21 protein-coding genes and 2 tRNA genes are annotated in these 14,128 nt (G+C 75.3%); 13 read left to right on the forward strand and 10 right to left on the reverse strand.

Annotated features, from left to right (window positions below; translation table 11 throughout):
• Nucleotides 1-29: 29 nt before the first annotated feature.
• Nucleotides 30-296, reverse strand: coding sequence for a hypothetical protein (locus ACYVOF_RS02715; protein ID WP_460863967.1), 267 nt, complete (start codon nt 294-296; stop codon nt 30-32).
• Here ACYVOF_RS02715 and ACYVOF_RS02720 point away from each other — a divergent pair.
• The 5 genes from ACYVOF_RS02720 (at nt 283) to ACYVOF_RS02740 (ending at nt 1,760) form a co-directional block, all read left to right on the forward strand.
• Entirely contained in the window at nt 283-834 is a 552-nt protein-coding gene (locus tag ACYVOF_RS02720) for a DUF3566 domain-containing protein (protein WP_460863968.1), read from the forward strand. The two genes, ACYVOF_RS02715 and ACYVOF_RS02720, sit on opposite strands and share 14 nt — an antisense overlap.
• Before the next feature lie 68 nt (nt 835-902).
• Nucleotides 903-976 (forward strand) — tRNA-Ile (locus tag ACYVOF_RS02725).
• Between the two features lie 26 nt (nt 977-1,002).
• Complete coding sequence (locus ACYVOF_RS02730; protein ID WP_460863969.1) at nt 1,003-1,146, forward strand: DLW-39 family protein; 144 nt, start codon at nt 1,003-1,005, stop codon at nt 1,144-1,146.
• Nucleotides 1,137-1,209 (forward strand) — tRNA-Ala (locus tag ACYVOF_RS02735). The genes ACYVOF_RS02730 and ACYVOF_RS02735 overlap by 10 nt, the downstream gene beginning before the upstream one ends.
• Complete coding sequence (locus ACYVOF_RS02740; RefSeq protein WP_460864098.1) at nt 1,194-1,760, forward strand: DUF2020 domain-containing protein; 567 nt, start codon at nt 1,194-1,196, stop codon at nt 1,758-1,760. Before ACYVOF_RS02735 ends, ACYVOF_RS02740 begins: the two co-directional genes overlap by 16 nt.
• A 7-nt stretch (nt 1,761-1,767) precedes the next feature.
• Here the strand turns inward: ACYVOF_RS02740 and ACYVOF_RS02745 are convergent, their stop codons facing one another.
• Nucleotides 1,768-2,163 (reverse strand): hypothetical protein, encoded by a 396-nt coding sequence (locus tag ACYVOF_RS02745; protein ID WP_460863970.1) that lies wholly within the window; start codon nt 2,161-2,163, stop codon nt 1,768-1,770.
• 120 nt (nt 2,164-2,283) lie between these two features.
• On the opposite strand from ACYVOF_RS02745, the gene ACYVOF_RS02750 reads away from it, so the two are divergent.
• Both ACYVOF_RS02750 and ACYVOF_RS02755 read left to right on the forward strand, forming a co-directional pair.
• The gene (locus ACYVOF_RS02750) at nt 2,284-2,835 is read left to right on the forward strand and encodes a peptidylprolyl isomerase (RefSeq protein WP_460863971.1); all 552 of its coding nucleotides are present in this window, start codon (nt 2,284-2,286) and stop codon (nt 2,833-2,835) included.
• Nucleotides 2,836-2,866: 31 nt separating this feature from the next.
• Nucleotides 2,867-3,757 (forward strand): rhomboid family intramembrane serine protease, encoded by an 891-nt coding sequence (locus tag ACYVOF_RS02755; RefSeq protein WP_460863972.1) that lies wholly within the window; start codon nt 2,867-2,869, stop codon nt 3,755-3,757.
• A 99-nt stretch (nt 3,758-3,856) separates the two neighbouring features.
• Here the strand turns inward: ACYVOF_RS02755 and ACYVOF_RS02760 are convergent, their stop codons facing one another.
• Nucleotides 3,857-4,048, reverse strand: a complete 192-nt coding sequence (locus tag ACYVOF_RS02760) for a ferredoxin (protein ID WP_460863973.1) — start codon at nt 4,046-4,048, stop codon at nt 3,857-3,859.
• A 23-nt stretch (nt 4,049-4,071) separates the two neighbouring features.
• Nucleotides 4,072-5,397, reverse strand: a complete 1,326-nt coding sequence (locus ACYVOF_RS02765) for a cytochrome P450 (RefSeq protein ID WP_460864099.1) — start codon at nt 5,395-5,397, stop codon at nt 4,072-4,074.
• 152 nt (nt 5,398-5,549) lie between these two features.
• Between ACYVOF_RS02765 and ACYVOF_RS02770 the strand changes: the two genes are divergently transcribed.
• Nucleotides 5,550-6,164: a TetR/AcrR family transcriptional regulator gene (locus ACYVOF_RS02770; protein WP_460863974.1), complete on the forward strand. Its 615-nt coding sequence runs from the start codon at nt 5,550-5,552 to the stop codon at nt 6,162-6,164.
• Here ACYVOF_RS02770 and ACYVOF_RS02775 read toward each other — a convergent pair.
• Both ACYVOF_RS02775 and crgA read right to left on the reverse strand, forming a co-directional pair.
• The gene (locus tag ACYVOF_RS02775) at nt 6,121-6,588 is read right to left on the reverse strand and encodes a PH domain-containing protein (protein WP_460863975.1); all 468 of its coding nucleotides are present in this window, start codon (nt 6,586-6,588) and stop codon (nt 6,121-6,123) included. The genes ACYVOF_RS02770 and ACYVOF_RS02775 overlap by 44 nt on opposite strands.
• Before the next feature lie 64 nt (nt 6,589-6,652).
• A complete protein-coding gene (gene crgA / locus ACYVOF_RS02780) occupies nt 6,653-6,913 on the reverse strand; it encodes a cell division protein CrgA (protein WP_460863976.1) in 261 nt (86 codons plus the stop codon).
• Between the two features lie 195 nt (nt 6,914-7,108).
• Between crgA and ACYVOF_RS02785 the strand changes: the two genes are divergently transcribed.
• The 3 genes from ACYVOF_RS02785 to ACYVOF_RS02795 are packed head-to-tail and all read left to right on the forward strand — an operon-like array spanning nt 7,109 to nt 8,912.
• Entirely contained in the window at nt 7,109-7,846 is a 738-nt protein-coding gene (locus ACYVOF_RS02785) for a DUF881 domain-containing protein (protein ID WP_460863977.1), read from the forward strand.
• 26 nt (nt 7,847-7,872) lie between these two features.
• Nucleotides 7,873-8,733 carry a class E sortase gene (locus ACYVOF_RS02790; RefSeq protein WP_460863978.1) on the forward strand — a complete coding sequence of 287 codons (861 nt, stop codon included), beginning with the start codon at nt 7,873-7,875 and terminating at the stop codon, nt 8,731-8,733.
• A gap of 5 nt (nt 8,734-8,738) precedes the next feature.
• Nucleotides 8,739-8,912 (forward strand): hypothetical protein, encoded by a 174-nt coding sequence (locus ACYVOF_RS02795; RefSeq protein WP_460863979.1) that lies wholly within the window; start codon nt 8,739-8,741, stop codon nt 8,910-8,912.
• 97 nt (nt 8,913-9,009) lie between these two features.
• On the opposite strand, the gene ACYVOF_RS02800 is transcribed toward ACYVOF_RS02795, so the two are convergent.
• The 4 genes from ACYVOF_RS02800 to ACYVOF_RS02815 are packed head-to-tail and all read right to left on the reverse strand — an operon-like array spanning nt 9,010 to nt 12,684.
• Nucleotides 9,010-9,972: a vWA domain-containing protein gene (locus tag ACYVOF_RS02800; protein ID WP_460863980.1), complete on the reverse strand. Its 963-nt coding sequence runs from the start codon at nt 9,970-9,972 to the stop codon at nt 9,010-9,012.
• A gap of 24 nt (nt 9,973-9,996) precedes the next feature.
• On the reverse strand, nt 9,997-10,962 hold the full coding sequence (locus tag ACYVOF_RS02805; protein WP_460863981.1) for an AAA family ATPase: 966 nt from the start codon (nt 10,960-10,962) through the stop codon (nt 9,997-9,999).
• A gap of 55 nt (nt 10,963-11,017) precedes the next feature.
• Entirely contained in the window at nt 11,018-11,854 is an 837-nt protein-coding gene (locus ACYVOF_RS02810) for a mycofactocin-coupled SDR family oxidoreductase (protein WP_460863982.1), read from the reverse strand.
• Nucleotides 11,851-12,684, reverse strand: coding sequence for a mycofactocin-coupled SDR family oxidoreductase (locus tag ACYVOF_RS02815; protein WP_460863983.1), 834 nt, complete (start codon nt 12,682-12,684; stop codon nt 11,851-11,853). Before ACYVOF_RS02815 ends, ACYVOF_RS02810 begins: the two co-directional genes overlap by 4 nt.
• Before the next feature lie 144 nt (nt 12,685-12,828).
• On the opposite strand from ACYVOF_RS02815, the gene ACYVOF_RS02820 reads away from it, so the two are divergent.
• Complete coding sequence (locus ACYVOF_RS02820) at nt 12,829-13,434, forward strand: acyl-CoA-like ligand-binding transcription factor (protein WP_460863984.1); 606 nt, start codon at nt 12,829-12,831, stop codon at nt 13,432-13,434.
• A 44-nt stretch (nt 13,435-13,478) separates the two neighbouring features.
• Entirely contained in the window at nt 13,479-14,123 is a 645-nt protein-coding gene (locus ACYVOF_RS02825; RefSeq protein ID WP_460863985.1) for an aminodeoxychorismate/anthranilate synthase component II, read from the forward strand.
• Nucleotides 14,124-14,128: the final 5 nt, after the last annotated feature.

The raw sequence follows: 14,128 nt of genomic DNA on the forward strand, positions 1-14,128 counted from the left end.
CCGGTCGTGACGGGCACCGCCGCGGCGCGCTACAACGCGCCGCGGCCGTCGTCCGCCCCGTCGGAGGCGGAGCGGACGCAGACGCTGCCGGCCCAGCCCGACGGGCCGGCCCCGTCCGGGTCGGGCTCGTCGCGCGCGGGCGGGTCCGCCGGCGCCGGTTCGTCCTCGAGCACGGGGTCGTCCGGCTCGGGGTCGTCGAGCAGCGGGTCGTCGAGCAGCGGGTCGTCCGGCTCGGGGTCGGCGGACCAGCCGCCCTGGCAGCGCGGCCGGGGCACCGCGGTCGTGGACGCGCCCACCAGCTCGATCAAGCGCACCGACGTGCCCACCGACATGCCCGACCTGTCGACGCCGCGGTCGTCGCGGCCGCCGGCCGACCGGAGCAGCTCCTCGCGCCCCGCCGACCGCACGCCCGGCCCGTCGCCGGAGCCCGCCCGGCGCAGCACGGTCGCCCGCGCCGCCCGCAAGGGCCCGCGCCGGGCCAGCCTGCAGCTCAAGCACATCGACCCGTGGTCGACGCTCAAGCTCTCGCTCGTCCTCTCAGTGGCCATGTTCCTGGTGTGGATGGTCGCGGTCGGCGTGCTGTACCTGGTGCTCGACTCGATGGGGGTCTGGGAGCGGCTGAACTCCACGTTCTCGGAGTTCGTCACCTCCTCGGACCCGACCGCCAGCGCGGCGCCGCTCATCGGCCCGGGCCGCATCTTCGGCATCGCCGCCGTCATCGGCGCGGTGAACATCGTGCTGCTCACGGCCCTGGCCACGATCGGCTCGTTCATCTACAACCTGTCGTCCGACCTGGCGGGCGGCATCGAGGTCACGCTCACCGAGCGGGACTGACCGCGTCGCCCCCACCAGCCGTTTTGGGGGCCGTCATCCCGGTGCGGTAGCCTCTGGCGTCGCATCCCGGGCCTATAGCTCAGGCGGTTAGAGCGCTTCCCTGATAAGGAAGAGGTCGGTGGTTCAAGTCCACCTAGGCCCACTCGCACCCGGGAAGAGGTGGACGGCGTGAAGGTCGCACTGCTGCTGGCCGCGGCGGCCGCCGGCGCCGTCCTGGTCCGCTCCCGGACCACCCCGGAGGCCGACCACTGGCACCGGGCCACCGAGCCGGCTCCCGCCGGGTCAGGCGGGTCACCCCGCTCGGGGACGTAGCTCAATTGGCAGAGCACCGCCTTTGCAAGGCGGGGGTTAGGGGTTCGATTCCCCTCGTCTCCACCCTTCTCGTCCTCGCCGCGTGCTCCTCGGGCGCCGCGGCACCGGCCGCGCCGGCGGCCCCGTCGGCCACCCCACCGGCCACTGCCGTCCCCACCACGGCGGCACCCACCACCACGGTCGACGCGGCACCGCCGCCCGTCCCGTCGCCGGGCGTCGAGGGGGAGTGCCCCTACCTGCCGGCCGCCGACGTGGCCTCGACCAACGGGCAGAAGGTGCTGAGCACCCTCGTCGACACCGCCGACCCGCCCGCGTGCGCGTTCACCGGCCTCGACGGCCGCACCCAGCTCACGGTGTGGGTGCTGCGGGCGACAGGTCCCGCCCAGGCGACGGCCGTCGTCGACCGCGCCGCCCCCGTGGGCACCACCGACCCGGCGTCCGAGCCCGCCGGGTGGACCGGGGGCCGCAGCGGGTCCGGCACCGGGGACCTCGGCGGGGCCGTCTACGCCGTCGCGGACGGGGCGACGGCCGTGGTGGTCACCACCAACCAGGAGCAGTCGCTCAAGGCGCAGCGCATCGCCGAGCAGGTCATCGCCACGCTCGGCCTGCCCTGAGCGAGGCTCAGGCCTGCGGCCCTGGCCCCTCCGGCGGTGCAGCCGGGGCGGGGTCGTCGACCCGGGGCGGGTGCGCCGCCGGTGGGGGCGGCGGCGTCGGGCGGAGCACGGCGGCGACGGCGGCGACGCCCCCGGCGGCCACGAGCACCCCCAGGACCCACGGCCACCGGCGCCGGCGCGGGCCGGAGGTCTCCGCGATCGCGGCCCGCCGGGTCGAGGTGTCCGCGGCCAGCACCGCGCGCTGCGCCCGCCACCGGGCGACGCCCACCCGGGCCAGCCGCACCCCGACGGCGGAGGGTCCGGCGGCGGCCGTCGCGGCGAGCGAGGCGCCCCGGCGGGCCAGGTGGGACCCGGTGCGCGCGAGCCCCCGGGCGTCGAGCTCGTCGGTGACCGTGCTGCCCACGGGTCCTCCTCCGGTGCGGGGGTGCGTCGGCCCGTGCCTGCTGCCGACGCGTCGGGCGCCCATCCTGCCCGCCGCGGTCCGGCGGCGGCGTGCGGACCCGCCCGGTGGCAGGATGGAGCCGTGAGCTCACCCCAGGACAAGACCGCTGCCCCCGCCACCGCGACCGCGACGCTGCACACCAACCGCGGCCCCATCGTGATCGCGCTGTTCGGCAACCACGCGCCCAAGACCGTCGCCAACTTCACCGGCCTGGCCGACGGCTCGAAGGACTACAGCGCCAAGAACGCCTCCGACTCGGCCGAGGGCCCGTTCTACGACGGCTCGGTGTTCCACCGCGTCATCGACGGCTTCATGATCCAGGGCGGCGACCCCACGGGCACCGGCCGCGGCGGGCCCGGCTACCAGTTCGCCGACGAGTTCCACCCCGAGCTGACCTTCGACCGGCCGTACCTGCTGGCCATGGCCAACGCCGGCCCGGGCACCAACGGCTCGCAGTTCTTCATCACCACCGGCAAGACCCCGCACCTCAACCGCAAGCACACGATCTTCGGCGAGGTGGCCGACGCCGACTCCCGCGGGGTCGTCGACGCCATCAGCACCACCTCGGTCGACCGGTCCGACCGCCCGACCGAGCCGGTCGTCATCGAGCGCGTCACGGTGGAGCAGGCCTGAGCACCGCCACCACGACGACGGCGGGTCGGCCGTGACCGGAGCCTGGGGCCAGACCTCGCCCGGGCAGGTGTCCGAGGTGTGCTTCCGTCACCCGGACCGGCCGACCGGCCTGCGGTGCACCCGGTGCGGGCGACCCGCCTGCCCGGAGTGCCTGCGCGAGGCCTCGGTCGGGTTCCACTGCGTCGCGTGCGTGGCGGAGGGCCGGGCGCAGAGCCGCACGGCGGTCAACGCCCTCGGCACCCCGCTGCAGCAGGGCTCGGCGGACCCGCGCGCCACCTACGGCCTGATCGGCGCGAACGTGCTCGTGTTCGTGCTGTCGGTGCTCGCGGCGGGCGGCAACGTCACCGCGAACTACGCGTCGCAGGTCTTCGGCCGGCTCTCCCTGGCCCCGATCCTGGTGGCCGAGGGCAGCTGGTGGCAGGTGGTCACCAGCGGGTTCCTGCACTACGGCCCGCTGCACCTGGCGGTGAACATGCTGGCGCTGTGGGTGCTGGGGCGTGACCTCGAGGCCGCGCTCGGCTGGGCCCGCTACCTGGGTGTGTACGCGGTGTCGCTGCTCGGCGGCTCGGCCTCGGTGATGCTGTTCGAGAATCCCCTGGCCGCGACCGTCGGCGCGTCCGGAGCGGTGTTCGGCCTCATGGGCGCGATCGCGGTGGTGCTGCTCAAGCTGCGCCGCAGCCCGCGGCCGGTGCTGACGATCATCGGGCTGAATGTGGTCATCAGCTTCGTCGTGCCGGGCATCTCGCTGTTCGCGCACCTCGGCGGGCTGGTCACCGGTGCGCTGGCCGCGGCGGCGATCGTCTACGCCCCCCGCGCGCGGCGGTCGGCGGTGCAGTGGGCGGGCGTTGCCGGGGTGGGCGTGCTGGCGCTGGTGCTCATCGGCGTGGCCGTGCTGCGGCTCAAGGCCGAGTACGGCGTCTAGCCCGGGCCGGGCCCCACGCGCGATGTGGGCGAGCCGCCGGTGCAGGCGGGCCCAGGACCGCGCGACGTGGGCGAAACGCGGGACGCGGATCCCGGGGGGTCAGCCCTCGAGGGAGAGCGCGCCCGTCGGGCAGGTGCGCACGGCCTCCTCGACCTCGGCGCGCCGCGCCTCGGGCGGGGTCTCGTCGAGGATCTCGAGGTAGCCCTCGTCGGTGATGCGGAAGATGTCCTCGGCCGCGGCTTCGCACATGCCCATCGAGGCACAGATGTTCTCGTCGAACGTGATGCGCACGAGCGCTCCTCGCGTCGGGGGGATCAGGCCGGGGTGAACCGTACCGGCAGGTGGCTCATGCCGTGGAAGAAGTTGCCGCGGGTGAAGACCGGGTCGCCGCACACCTCGATGTCGGGCAGCCGGGTCAGCACCTCGCGCCACAGCGCCTTGAGCTGCTGACGGGCGAGCTGGTTGCCCAGGCAGTGGTGGATGCCGCCGCCACCGAAGCTGATGTGCGGGTTCGGGTGCCGGGCGAGGTCGAACCGCTCCGGGTGGTCGAACACCTCGGTGTCCCAGTTGGCCGAGGCGTAGAACAGGATGACCTTGTCGCCCGCGGTGATCCGCACGCCGTTGAGCTCGGTGTCCCGGGCGGCCGTGCGGCGGAAGGTCATGATCGGGGTGGCCCAGCGGACCATCTCCTCGATCGCCACCGGCAGCCGCGCGTCGAGGTCGTCGAGCAGCCACTGCTTCTGCTCCGGGTTGCGCGAGAGCGCCAGCATCGCGTGGCTGGCCGACTGCCGGGTGGTGTCGTTGCCCGCCACGTTGAGCAGGTTGAAGAAGCTCATCAGGTCGTCGTCGGTGAGCTGCTCGCCGTCCACCTCGGCCGCGACCAGGGCGGTGAGCAGGTCCGGGGTGGGGTTCTCCCGGCGGGCGGCGATGAGCTGGGACGACAGCTCCCGCTGGTACATCATCGCCTGGAACATGGCCTCGATCGGCTCGCGGCCGGCCAGCAGCTCGGGGTCGTTCCACGCGCCGGCGAACTGGGTCCAGTAGGCGAGGTCGGACCGGTGCTCGGCGGGGACGCCCATCATGTCGAAGATGTTGTGCATCGGGAGCAGCGCGGCGCACTCGGCGACGAAGTCGACCTCGCCCTTGCCCGCGATGTCGTCGACGATGCGGGTCGCGTTGGCGCGGATCTGCTCGTCGATGCGGCGGATCTGCTTCGGGGTGAACGCCGAGGTCAGCAGCCGGCGCACCTGGGTGTGGCGCGGCTGGTCCATGGCGATGAAGCCCTGCCCGGCGTCGAGCAGCTCCTGGGGCACCGAGTCGAAGACGATGCCCTCGCCGGAGAGGAAGTCGTGGTGGCGCTTGGTCACCTCGACGAGGTCGGCGTAGCGGGTGACGGCCCAGAAGCCCTGGTCGTTGGGGTCGTCCATGAGCCGCTCCTCGACGGGGCGGTGCCAGCTGACCGGACGGTGCTCGCGGAGCTCGGCGAAGGTGACCTCGCGCTCGGCGGCGGTGCGCGCCCAGAACTCCTCCGAGGACAGGTCGGCCTCGTCGTAGGGCCGGGCCGCCCGCTCGGCGGCGGACGCGGCGCGCGAGGCCTCCCGGTCCTCGGGGTCGGTCCCGCCGGTCTCGGTGGTGCTCAGGGTGTCGGTCACGGCGACCTCCGGTGGACGCGTGCCGCCCGGGTGGCGACGGTCACAGTGTTGACACCAGACGCACCTGAGTCAACCCCCGAGACAAAAACACCGATCTGTCAACGAGGACGGCATGCACGGCCGTGCGCCACACTGGGCCGGTGACCGTCGAGCCGCTGCGCGCCAGCTACCGCAGGCAGGTGCGCGAGCAGGCCCTCGGCGTGGCGCTGGACCTGACGCTGACCCACGGCTGGGACGGGGTGCGGATGGGCCGGGTCGCCGAGCTCACCGGGGTGTCGCGCCCGACGCTCTACAAGGAGTTCGGGGACAAGCAGGGCCTGGCCGACGCACTGGCGCTGGCCGAGACGGAGCGCTTCGTCGCGGGGGTGGTCCGCGAGCTCGAGGAGACCCCGGGCGACCCGACGGCCGTGCTGCGCTCCGCGCTGGAGCACTGCCTGGCCGCGGTCCGGGACTCGCCGCTGCTGCACGACATGCTCTCCGGCGCCGGGTCCTCGGGCCTGCTGCCGCAGCTGACGACGCGCTCCGCACCGACGTTCGCGCTGGCCGACGGCGCGCTGACCCCGTGGCTGCGCGCCCACTTCCCCGCCGCCACGCCCGAGCGGGTGGCGGCCGCGGTCGACACCGTGGTGCGCCTGGTCATCAGCCACGTCGTCCTCGCCCGCCCCGACGCGGTGCCCGACCCGGCGGGCACCACCACCGAGGTGGCGCTGCTCATGCTCGGCGGCGCGCCAGGGCCGCGAGGTGGCGCCGGCTGAGCTCGGGGTGCACCTCGCGCGGGTCCACCCCCAGGTCCCGCCGGCCCAGCACGAGCAGCACCTCGCTGTCGCCGGCCCCGCTGACCTCGAGCATGCCCACCTCGCGGCCGAGCCGGCGGTGCTGGCGCAGCAGCACGTCGCCGACGTCGACCCAGGCCAGCGCGACGGTGCGCAGCGGGCCGCGGACGACGAGGCCCTCGGCGTCCGCGTGCAGCCGCGGGCGGCGCAGCGCACCCACCGCGGCCAGGCCGAGCAGCCCCACTGCGGCCAGCCCGACGAGCACCCGCCCCGCGGGCTCGGCCACGGCGACGAGGGCCACCACCGCCAGCAGCACCCCGCCGGCGGCCGAGACGGCCAGCTCCCCCGGCCGCGGCGAGCAGGTCAGCACCGCCTCGTCGCGCGACCCGGGATCAGGGTTGTCCACAGCAGCTGTCCACAGTGTGGATGAATGACACCGGTGTGATTGTGCTGCTCAGCGCGGTGCGGGCTCAGCGCCAGCGCATCGTCATGAGCAGGCCGACCACCATGAGGCCGAAGCCGATGAGGAAGTTCCACGGGCCCAGCGTGCCCATGAAGCCGATCTTGTCCCCCGCGAGGTAGTTCACGACCAGCCACGCCAACCCGGCGACCATGAGCCCGAGCATGACGGCGACGTAGATCGGGTTGGACGGCCCGGCCACCTTCACCGGCGTGCGGCTGGCCGGCGTCCCGGCGTAGGCGGGCTTCTTGCGGACCTTGGACTTCGGCATGGCTTCCTCGCGACTGGGGGGGCGCCCGCGGTGCGGGCCGGGGGACCGGGCGCTGCCGGACGGGGTCCGAGCGGCGGAGCCGGGGTCCGGGCTCCCCCACACGCTAACGTAGGAGGGGTCACCGCGACGGGGTCCCGCTGCAGGTCGGGAGCACCGGCGTCGTGGTGCCGGGGTGCGGCTCGAGGGGGGCGGACGGTGCGGGCAGGACGGTCGCGGTGGGGCGTCGCGGTCCCCGTCGTGTGCCTGGTGGCGGGCCTGCTGCTCGCCACCTCGAGGCAGGCGGCCGACGGGGGCGACCTGCGCCCGGCCGGCTCCGCCCGGCTCTCGGACCTGGTGCGCCAGGCGCAGGCCGACGTCGACCAGGTCGAGGCCCGGCGCGCGGAGCTGCGCACCACGCTGGACGGCGAGCGCGACGCGGCCGCGGCCGGCGACTCCGACGTGGCCGCGGCGGCGGCGGTGGCGGCCGAGCTCGGCGGCCCCGCCGGCCTGACCGCGCTGAGCGGGCCGGGCCTGACGGTGTCGCTGACCGACGCGTCGCGCCGCAGCGACGGCAGCTACGCCCCGGACGCCGCGCCGGACGATCTCGTCGTGCACCAGCAGGACGTGCAGAGCGTGCTCAACGCGCTGTGGGCGGGGGGCGCCGACGCGGTGTCGGTGCAGGACGAGCGGATCACCACCACCTCGGCCCCCCGGTGCATCGGCAACACCCTGCTGCTGCACGGGCGCACCTACAGCCCGCCGTACGTGCTGCGGGCCATCGGGGACCCGGAGCGGCTGCGCACCGCGCTGGACTCCGAGCGCGGGGTCACGGTGTACCGGCAGTACGTGCAGCGCTTCGGCCTGGGCTACGAGGTCACGGCCGGTCCGGTGGAGGTGCCCGCGTACGGCGGGCCCGTCGCGCTGACCGAGGCGGCCGCCGGGGCGCCCCGGTGACGGCCGCCCGTCCGGGGGATGTGCCGGTGACGGCGACCCGCGCGGGTCGGCACCGCCCGCCGCCCCCGCCCCCCGCGGGACGGGGTGCCCGCGCCGTCTCCGCCGTCGGCGAGGTGCTCATCACCCTCGGCCTGGTCAGCCTGCTGCTGGTGGTCTACGAGGTCTACTGGACCGACGTCATCTCCGCCGGCAAGCAGGCCGACGCCCAGCAGGCCCTCGACCAGCGCTGGGCCGACGACGCCCCCACCGTGCCCGCCGGTAACCAGCGCACCGCGCGCGGCGACCTGCCGCTGGGCCAGGGCTTCGCCAAGCTCTACGTCCCCGCCTTCGGGTCTGACTTCGAGTTCACCGTCCTCGAGGGCACCGACGACACCACCCTGGAGTCCGGGCCCGGGCACTACGTGGGCACGGCGCTGCCCGGGGACCCCGGCAACAGCGCCATCGCCGGGCACCGGGTGGGCAAGGGCGCCCCCTTCAACGACCTCGACCTGCTGCGCTCGTGCGACGCGGTCGTCGTCGAGACGCGCACCGACTACGTCGTCTACCGGGTGCTGCCGATGGCCGACGAGGTGGCGGGCTGGGCCACCGGCGCGGGCACCCGGCCGGGGTGCACCGGCGGGCCCGGCGCGACCCCCGTGGCCCCGCTGCCTGCCCCGTACCAGGCCGTGGTGGGCCAGCAGGTGGTGCTGCCCTCGGACGGTGACGTCATCGCGCCCGTCCCCGGGGACGTCGCCGCCACCCCGCCCGCCGGGGGGGAGGCGCACCTGCTCACGCTGACCACGTGCACGCCGAAGTTCTCGGCCAGCCAGCGGCTGATCATCCACGCCGTGGAGGTGCGCAGCACCCCCAAGTCGGCCGGGCCGCCGCCCGAGCTCGCGGCGGGCTGAGCGCCGTGTACCCCTGGGTGTGGCGCCACCTGCCGGGACCGCTGCCGGTGCGGCTGCTCACCGTGCTGGTGCTGCTTCTCGGCGTGGTGGCGCTGCTGTTCCTCGTGGTGTTCCCCGTGCTCGACCCGCTGCTGCCGTTCAACGACGTCTCCGTGCCGTCGGGCGCCGCGGGCGGCTGACCTCGGCTCCTCCCACCGCATCCAGCGGGCTCGATGCGGTCCTGGGGGCGGTCGGGGTGCATCGCGCGGGCGCGATGCACCGGCAGGAGCGGCCGGTTCAGGCGAGCAGGGCCGAGAGGGCGGGCGCGACGTCGCGGTGCCCGCGCACGAGGCGGCAGCGCCCCCGGCCGACCCGTGCCAGGTCGCGGCCCAGCTCCACGTCGTCCTCCCCGGAGGTGTCGAGCAGCACGTCGAGCCGCGGCAGCCGCCCGGCCACCAGCCGCGGGTCCGGGCCGGCGTTGTGCACGCAGTCCGAGAGCAGCAGCACCCGGGCGTCCCGGGTGGGCACCCCGGCCAGCTCGCGGGCCGCGACCTCGAGGGCGAACGCCACGTTGGTCAGCCCCTGGGTGGGCACCCGCAGCAGCAGGTCCACCACGGCCAGGGGGTCCGCGGGCTCGCCGAGGCGCACCAGCCGGGCGGCGTCGGACCAGAAGGCGACGACGGCGAGGGCGTCGCGGTGCAGCTCCCCGGCCAGCGCGCCGACGGTGGCGGCCGCGGTGCGCACCCGCTCCCCGCGCATCGACCCCGACACGTCGACGACGAGCACCACGGAGCGGCGCGGGCGCACCCGTTCCCGCACCACCACGTCGTCCGCGGTGAGCAGGGGGTCGGCCAGCAGGTGCTCCAGGGTCGCCTCGAGGTCGACCTCGTCGGAGCCGCCGCGCCACCGGGCGGCGGTCAGCTCGCCCACCCCGCGGCGGGGCCGGTCGTCGGCGGCCGGGCGGGCCAGGGTCAGCCGCTGGGCGATCTCCCGGGCACGCCGGCGCGTCACCGGGTCCGGCGCCGCGTCGAGGGTCAGGTCGACGACGAGCTCACCGGCCTCGGCCGTCTCCCCCGGCGCCGAGCCGGAGGGCCGGTCCGCCCCCCGCCCCCGGCGGTCGCGGCTGCCGGTCAGGACCAGCCCGGCCCCGCCGCCGCCCGCGGGGGCGAACAGCGACGGCGCGGCGTCGAGCTGCTTGGGCCGGCGGCGCAGCGGCCGCAGCCCGCGGGGCCCGGGCGGGCGCGACGCGCGGCGGCGCACCGGGGAGTCGGCGTCGACCGCTCTTCAACCCGGCTCGGCCGCGGCGGGTCCGAGCAGGAAGTGGTCCTCCCACAGCTCGCGCAGCACCCCCTCGGGGGTGGACTCGAGCGCCTCGTCGAGGTGGATGCGTCCCGACAGGGCCAGCAGCAGCGCGTCGAGCACCACGGCGGTGTAGGCGCCGGGCAGGTCCCGCGGCGGCGGGCCGTCCGGGTCGGGCACCGGGCCCCCGGGCAGCGCGACGTCGCGGACCGCGGCCAGCTGGACGGCGACGAGCGCGAGGTCGATGGCGCCGCGCACGCTGCTGCCCTGCCGCACGTCGTCCCGCTCCCGGGTGGCCCGGGTCAGCGCGACGGCGTCCGCGACCAGCCGCGCGGGCACCTCCCCGGCGCGGCGCACCACCACGCCGCGCTCCGCGGCCGCGTCCTGGTAGCCGACCGCGAGCCGGCACAGCCGGTCGTGCACCGAGGTGGAGAGCCGGGTGGTGCCGACGTTGTCGAACGGGTTCATCGACGCCACCACCCGGAACCCCGCCGCCGCGGTCACCGTGCCCACCCGGGGCACGGCCAGGCTCCGCTCGGCCATGGCGGTGAGCAGGGTGTTCAGGGTGTCGTCGGGGGCGCGGTTGAGCTCCTCGACGTAGAGGAACCCGCCCGAGCGCATCGCCTCCACCAGCGGGCCCGCGACGAACGCCTCCGGGGTGTAGCCCTCCCGGAGCACCCGGGCCGGGTCGTGGTAACCCACGAGGCGGCCCGGGGTGAGGTCCGCGTTGCCCTCCACGAACACCAGCGGCACGCCCCACTCGGTGGTGATCGCGCGCAGCAGCGTCGACTTCGACGTGCCCGGCGGACCCTCCAGGAGCACGTCGCGCCCCGCCGCGACGGCGGCCAGCAGCAGGTCGGTCTCGGCCTCGCGCCCGACGAGGTGCCGGGCCACCCGCGCCCGCACCGCGCGGACCGCGGCACCGTCGTCCCCGGTGGTGCGCCCGCCCACGGGGGCGCCGCCGGCGTGGTCGTCGGCCGTCCGGTCGGTGGTGATCGGGGACCTCCTACTTGGCGGTGTAGCCGGCGTCGACGGGCAGCGTCACACCGGTGACGTAGCGCGCCTCGTCGGAGACCAGGAACAGGATGGCGTTGGAGATGTCGACCGGGTCCACCCACGGCACCGGCAGCACGTTGGTCGTCTCGAAGATCGGCGCCGCCTTCTTCCGGCTGGGCGCCGGGTCGTCCGGGGCGAACAGCCCCCAGGTCTTCTCGTTCTGGATCATCACCGTGTCGACGCCCGTGGGGTGGACCGAGTTCACCCGGATGGAGGCGTGGCCGAACTCGTTGGCCAGGGTCCGCATGATCCCGACGACGCCGTGCTTGGCCGCCGTGTAGTGGATCGTGTTGGGGGTCCCCTTGAGGCCTGCGGTGGAGCTGGTCAGCACGATCGACCCGCCCCGGCCCCCCTCGAGCAGGTGGGGCAGGGCCACCTTGCAGGTGTTCCACACCCCGGTCAGGTTGATGTCGATCATCTCCCGCCACATGGCGTCGGTGATGTCGAGGGCGGGCGAGATCTCGAAGACCCCGGCGTTGGCGAGCACGATGTCGAGCCGGCCGAGCTGGGCGACGCCGTCGGCCACGGCGGCCGTCATCGCGTCGGTGTCCCGGACGTCGGCGCGCGTCGCGACGATGCGGCGGTCCAGGGCCTCGACCTGGCGCACGGTCTCGGCGAGGTCGTCCTCGGTGGCGGGGGCGTACATGCCGATGCTCTCCACCGGCCCGCACAGGTCGACCGCGATGATGTCTGCGCCCTCCTGGGCGAGGCGCAGCGCGTGGCTGCGGCCCTGGCTGCGGGCCGCCCCGGTGATGAAGGCGACCTTGCCCTCGACGCGCCCGCTCACTTGACCACCGAGCCGGCGTCGATGGGCAGCTGCACCCCGGTGACGTAGCGGCCCGCGTCGGAGACGAGGAACAGGATGGCGTTGGAGATGTCCACGGGGTCCACCCAGGCGATCGGCAGGGCGTTGAGCGTCGCGAACGACTCGCTCGCCTCCTCCCGGGTGACCTCCGACCCCGGCTTGTCCGGCCGGAAGGTCCCGTAGGTCTGCTCGTTGTGGATCATGTCGGTGTCCACCGAGGTCGGGTGCACCGAGTTGACCCGGATCATGTGCGGCGCCAGCTCGTTGGCGAACGTCTTCACCAGCCCGACGACGCCGTGCTTGGCTGCGACGTAGTGGGCGAGGTTGCCCAGGCCCTTGATGCCGGCCGTCGAGCTGGTGAGCACGATCGCACCGCCCCCGGCGGCCTTGAGGTGCGGCACGGCGGCCCGCACGGTCTTGAACACCCCCGTCAGGTTGATGGCGATCATGTCGTCCCACATGTCGTCGGTGAGCTCCTCGACGGGGGCGAAGCTCGCGATGCCGGCGTTGGCCAGCACGATGTCGAGCCGGCCGAGCTGGGCCACGCCGTCGTCGACCGCGGCGGTCAGCGCGGCGGTGTCCCGGACGTCGGCGCGGGTGGCGACGATCCGGCGGTCCAGCGCCTCGACCTCCTTCACGGTCTGCGCCAGGTCCTCCGGCGTGGCCTGGGGGTAGCCGACGGTGGCGACGTCGGCGCAGTGGTCGACGGCGATGATGTCCGCGCCCTCCTGCGCCAGGCGCAGCGCGTGGCTGCGGCCCTGCCCGCGTGCGGCTCCGGTGATGAACGCGACCTTGCCCTCAAGCTGGCCCATGTCCTGCCTCCTCTCGTCCGTCGCGACCTCGTCGTCGCGACGTGTGATCCCGGTCTCAGGTTATGGCACGCAGTGACAGAACGGAAGATCACCAGGACCCGTGACCACCCGGGCCGCCCGCGGGGTGGGGGGCAGGATGGGCGCGTGCCCATCACCCGTGCCGCCGTGCCCGGCGACCGGGGCGGACGGCCGAGCGCCACGAGCCCGCACGCGCTGGCCGCCGCCGCGCAGCGGCTGTTCGTCGAGCGCGGCTTCGAGGCCGTCAGCGTGGAGGACATCACCGCGGCCGTCGGGGTCAGCCGCCGCACGTTCTTCCGCTACTTCGCGGCCAAGGCCGACGTGCTCTGGGTGGAGTCGCCCGCGGAGCTGGCCCGGCTGCACGCCCTGCTCGGCGCGGCCCCCCGCGACCACGACTACCGGCCCGCGCTGACCGCGGCCGTCGTCACCGCGCTCGAGCACCCCGAGCACGACGCCGACTGGGCGCGGCACCGCGCGCAGCTGGTCCTCACCGTGCCCGCGGTGCAGGCGCACGCGGCCCGGGTCTACGCGCGGTGGCGCGCCGCGGCGGGGGAGCACGCCGCCCGGTGCGTCGGGCAACCCGCCGACGCGCTGCTCCCGCTGGCCGTGGGGCACGCCACGCTCGCCGGCGTGCAGGCCGCGCACGAGCACTGGGTCGCCCACCCCACCACCGACCTGCCCGCGGCGCTGCGGTCGGCGCTCGGCCTGGTGCTGCCGCCCCCGCCCGGCTGAGCACGACCGCAGGGGGTGCCCGCGCCCGCGCGTAGCCTGCCTGCGTGCGCATCCTGGTCGTCGACAACTACGACAGCTTCGTGTTCAACCTCGTGCAGTACCTCGGCCAGCTCGGCGGGGACGACCTCGAGGTCGAGGTGCTGCGCAACGACGACCCCCGCCTGGACGACGCCGCCGACCACGACGGGGTGCTGGTCAGCCCCGGACCGGGGACGCCGGAGCGGGCCGGGCGGAGCATGCCCGTCATCCGCGCCTGCGCCGAGGCGGGCACCCCGGTGCTCGGGGTGTGCCTCGGCCACCAGGCCATCGGCGCCGTGTGGGGCGCCACCGTGGTCCGGGCCCCGGAGCTGCTGCACGGCAAGACCTCGCTGGTGCACCACCGGGGCGACGGCGTCCTCGCCGGCCTGCCCGAGCCGTTCACCGCGACCCGCTACCACTCGCTGACGATCGCCCCGGAGACGCTGCCCGACGTGCTGCTGCCCACCGCGCACACCGACACCGGGATCGTCATGGCCGTGCGGCACCGCGACCTGCCCGTCGACGGCGTGCAGTTCCACCCCGAGTCCGTGCTCACCGAGGGCGGGCACCGGATGCTCGCGACCTGGCTGCGCCGCTGCGGGTTCGCGGTCCCCGAGGCCCGCGTGGTCGAGCTCGAGCAGGAGATGGCCGCGGGGCTCGCCCCCGCCTGAGCGCA

This window comes from Rhodococcus aerolatus, from assembly GCF_054783215.1.

Coding starts and splice junctions, on each gene's coding strand:
- crgA (WP_460863976.1), bottom strand. CDS start 6,913: ATGCCGAAGTCCAAGGTCCGCAAGAAGCCCGCCTACGCCGGGACGCCG.
- ACYVOF_RS02815 (WP_460863983.1), bottom strand. CDS start 12,684: ATGGGCCAGCTTGAGGGCAAGGTCGCGTTCATCACCGGAGCCGCACGC.